The 3,073-nt window shown below is 59.0% G+C and carries 5 protein-coding genes; 4 read left to right on the top strand and 1 reads right to left on the bottom strand.

The features are described 5' to 3' along the window. Nucleotides 1–190: 190 nt before the first annotated feature. Together FA740_RS19205 and FA740_RS20540 are read left to right on the top strand one after the other, a co-directional pair. Nucleotides 191–880 (top strand): replication initiation protein, encoded by a 690-nt coding sequence (locus tag FA740_RS19205; protein ID WP_169306389.1) that lies wholly within the window; start codon nt 191–193, stop codon nt 878–880. Further along, nucleotides 877–1,296 carry a helix-turn-helix domain-containing protein gene (locus tag FA740_RS20540; protein WP_136858396.1) on the top strand — a complete coding sequence of 140 codons (420 nt, stop codon included), beginning with the start codon at nt 877–879 and terminating at the stop codon, nt 1,294–1,296. The genes FA740_RS19205 and FA740_RS20540 overlap by 4 nt, the downstream gene beginning before the upstream one ends. Nucleotides 1,297–1,431: 135 nt before the next feature. Here FA740_RS20540 and FA740_RS19195 read toward each other — a convergent pair whose 3' ends face one another. Beyond that, entirely contained in the window at nt 1,432–1,632 is a 201-nt protein-coding gene (locus FA740_RS19195) for a hypothetical protein (RefSeq protein ID WP_136858395.1), read from the bottom strand. Between the two features lie 457 nt (nt 1,633–2,089). Here FA740_RS19195 and FA740_RS19190 point away from each other — a divergent pair, with 457 nt between their 5' ends. Next, nucleotides 2,090–2,320: an antitoxin MazE family protein gene (locus FA740_RS19190; protein ID WP_246053749.1), complete on the top strand. Its 231-nt coding sequence runs from the start codon at nt 2,090–2,092 to the stop codon at nt 2,318–2,320. Continuing rightward, nucleotides 2,317–2,643 (top strand): type II toxin-antitoxin system PemK/MazF family toxin, encoded by a 327-nt coding sequence (locus FA740_RS19185; protein ID WP_136858394.1) that lies wholly within the window; start codon nt 2,317–2,319, stop codon nt 2,641–2,643. Before FA740_RS19190 ends, FA740_RS19185 begins: the two co-directional genes overlap by 4 nt. Nucleotides 2,644–3,073: the final 430 nt, after the last annotated feature.

Here is a 3,073-nt window from a genome sequence, read left to right as displayed (position 1 = left end):
TGCGAGAAAAACCCGGTTAACTGCGAGAAAAACCCGGTGCTATCCACAGGCTGCCAAGCCTATTGCGAGAGGTTCCGGGTATGTGCGAGAGTGTTTTATGATCACGTAACAACCCGGAACCTCTCGCAATATGGCTCGCCCTCGCAAGGAAACTTCCGTCTTAAACCTGCCGGCAGGTGGCAACGTCACGATGCACAACACGCTGGTGAGCGCATCCCATGGGCTGAACCTTGGCGAGAAGCGGTTAGTCGCGATGGCGGTTGCGAAGCTGTCCCCAAAAGCGGCGGCGCTCCCCGGCAAGCCGATCAAAATTTCGGCCGTCGATTTCGCCGAACAATATGGGGTCGATACAGACACGGCCTATGAGCAACTTCGGGATGCTCAAGAAAACCTGTTTCAGCGGTACATCACACACATCGAGCACTTTGGACCGAACGGCCAGCGCGTCATGGTGAGCAAAATGCGGTGGGTCTCATCTATCCATTACGAAAAGGGGGCAGGTGAGGTTTCGCTGGCTTTTGCGCCGGAGATTGCGCAGTTCCTCGTGCAGCTCAAAAAGCACTTCACAAGCTACCAACTTTCGAAGGCCGCTGCACTCAGATCGACCTACTCCTGGCGGTTGTTTGAGAACCTCGAGCGCTTCCGGGAAACCGGGGTCTGGGAAGTGGACATGGATCGCTTCCACACGATCATGGAGACCCCAAAAAGCTATCGGCGCAACTTCAACGACGCCCGGCGCTTCGTGATCGATCCCGCGGTCTTGGAGCTAGCCGCCAAAACGAACATCACAGCAGAGGTTGAGCCGATCCGCCGGGGGCGTAAGATTGCTCGACTTCGCTTCACCTTCGAGAACGCTAGCCAGATGAACCTGCCACTATGAGTGAAGCTCTGCACACCCCTTTGCACACCCTTTCGCACATGTCTCCTGCACAGGCTGCACAGGTAGCGGACGTCTCACGTTGGACCATCATGAGGGCAATAAAATCCCACGATTTGCAGGCAAGCAGAGACAATCGCAATCAATGGCGGATTACGCCAGACGCTCTCAAAGCTTGGAGAGCGCACACTGTGCGCGCACCCCTCAATCTGCACACCCCGCACACCCAAGAAACTGTCGCTGAGCTTCGCGAAAAGCTGGCTGCAGAGACCGTCCGTGCAGATGTGGCTGAAGCCATCCTCGCTCATGAGCGCAAGGCTCTGGCTGCGACCGAAACCGACCGGGACCGTTGGCGAGCAATGGCTGAGAAGCTGGCTGACCGTCCGCGCCGCAGCTGGTGGCCATGGAGAAAGTCATAGGTTTTCCTAACGACGCGAAGGCCCGCAAAGCGAACGTCGCCCCCGCTCCCCCGCTCAACCCCTGGGCGCCACCCTGCCCGTAACCGGTTTTATGACCCCGAATTGGGGGCGGGCGGTAGTCGCGCGGGGGTTGTCTTAAGGATAGGTCCAAAATCGGTCAAAGCGATGTTGCACCTCGACCAGATGCACCCGCGCCGCACTCAAGGCCGCATTGGCGTCACACACGTCAGGATAAGCCTGACGCACCCGCTCTTGGCAGTCCAGCACCCGCACATGCGCCTTGATCAGGTCCAAGGCCAGGCGGTTCCGGTGAGGCGTATCAACGGCACTACTCATGGATGCCTGAACCGGTGCAGGGCCGCTCTGTTCCAAGGGGTGTTGCAGTTGCAGGATATGGCCAATGTAAACCGGAATTGCATTCCGGCCCCGGCGCTATGTTTTGAAGGGTTCAGTGGCAAGAAATGGAAGTGTAATTTTTTACACCCGCCACCGTCGCCGTTCTTCGCCTGGAGAGCCGTTCCGGCCAGCAGGAACAGGGCGGCAACACAGCGAAGTATACATTTTACATTTCCCGCCATCTTCACCCTCCGCACAGGGCGTTTGGCAGGATCACAGGCGGTCTGAGGTTCAGGGCACCGCCTGCACGGAGGGCGCAGCACCTCCGGCCCAGGCAATCAGCGGAGCGCCCCAGGATGCCGTCCTGCGGGAGTGTAAAACTCACACTTCCATTTCTTCCATCCTTCCTCCGCCGCTGGATTGAAGCGAAAAGCAGAGAGCGTTACATGTAACGAAAATGGAGGTCGCCATGTCCACCCCAGTTTCCGAACGCGTTCAGAAGCGCCGCGCAGCTCTGCGGGCCGCAGGACTGCGCCCCATCCAGATCTGGGTGCCGGACACCCGACGCCCTGGCTTCGCCGCTGAGTGCCGCCGTCAGGCCGCTCTGGTGGCCGAAGCTGACCGGACCGATACCGACATGCAGGACTTCATGATTGCCGCCCTGGCGGATCTGGACGACTGGCAATGAAGCGCGGGGATCTGGTGACGGTCGCCTTGCAGGGCGACTACGGAAAACCGCGACCGGCGCTTGTGATCCAGTCCGATCAGTTCACCGGCACGGCCTCCGTTGTGGTGCTGCCGGTCACCTCTACGCTGGTGGATGCGCCCCTGCTCCGCCTGACGGTCGAGCCCGACGCCGGGAACGGCCTGCGCACCCCGTCGCAGATCATGCTGGACAAGCCGATGACCGTGAAGGCCGACAAGATCGGTCCTGCCTTCGGTTCGCTCGATGACGTGGCCATGGTCAGCGTCAGCCGTTCTCTGGCCCTGTTTCTCGGGCTGGCAGGCTGAGACGCTCTCAGAGCGCCGCAGGGACCTCTCACGGCCCTTTGCCGCCCCTCCGTCGCCTTAGAGCTCATCTTGGCCCTGTACGGGCCTCTGTGGCGCTCTGAGAGCGTCTTACAGGGCGCGCCTTCGTCTATCTTGCCATTTCTCAGCAAATTCATCGCCTGCCACAGGCGCTTTCGGGGGGCGATTTTGACCCCTCATCTAGCACCGTTTCCCTTTTTTCTTGTTTTTTCTTGTTTTTGGTGTCGGGAAGCAGCTGATTTTATTTGATAAATCAGCCTCAATTGCGAGAAAAACCCGGTTAACTGCGAGAAAAACCCGGTTAACTGCGAGAAAAACCCGGTGCTATCCACAGGCTGCCAAGCCTATTGCGAGAGGTTCCGGGTATGTGCGAGAGTGTTTTATGATCACGTAACAACCCGGAACCTCTCGC

Source organism: Paracoccus hibiscisoli, assembly GCF_005048265.1.
Lineage (GTDB): Bacteria > Pseudomonadota > Alphaproteobacteria > Rhodobacterales > Rhodobacteraceae > Paracoccus > Paracoccus hibiscisoli.
This window is presented reverse-complemented; position numbering and strand designations above follow the sequence as displayed.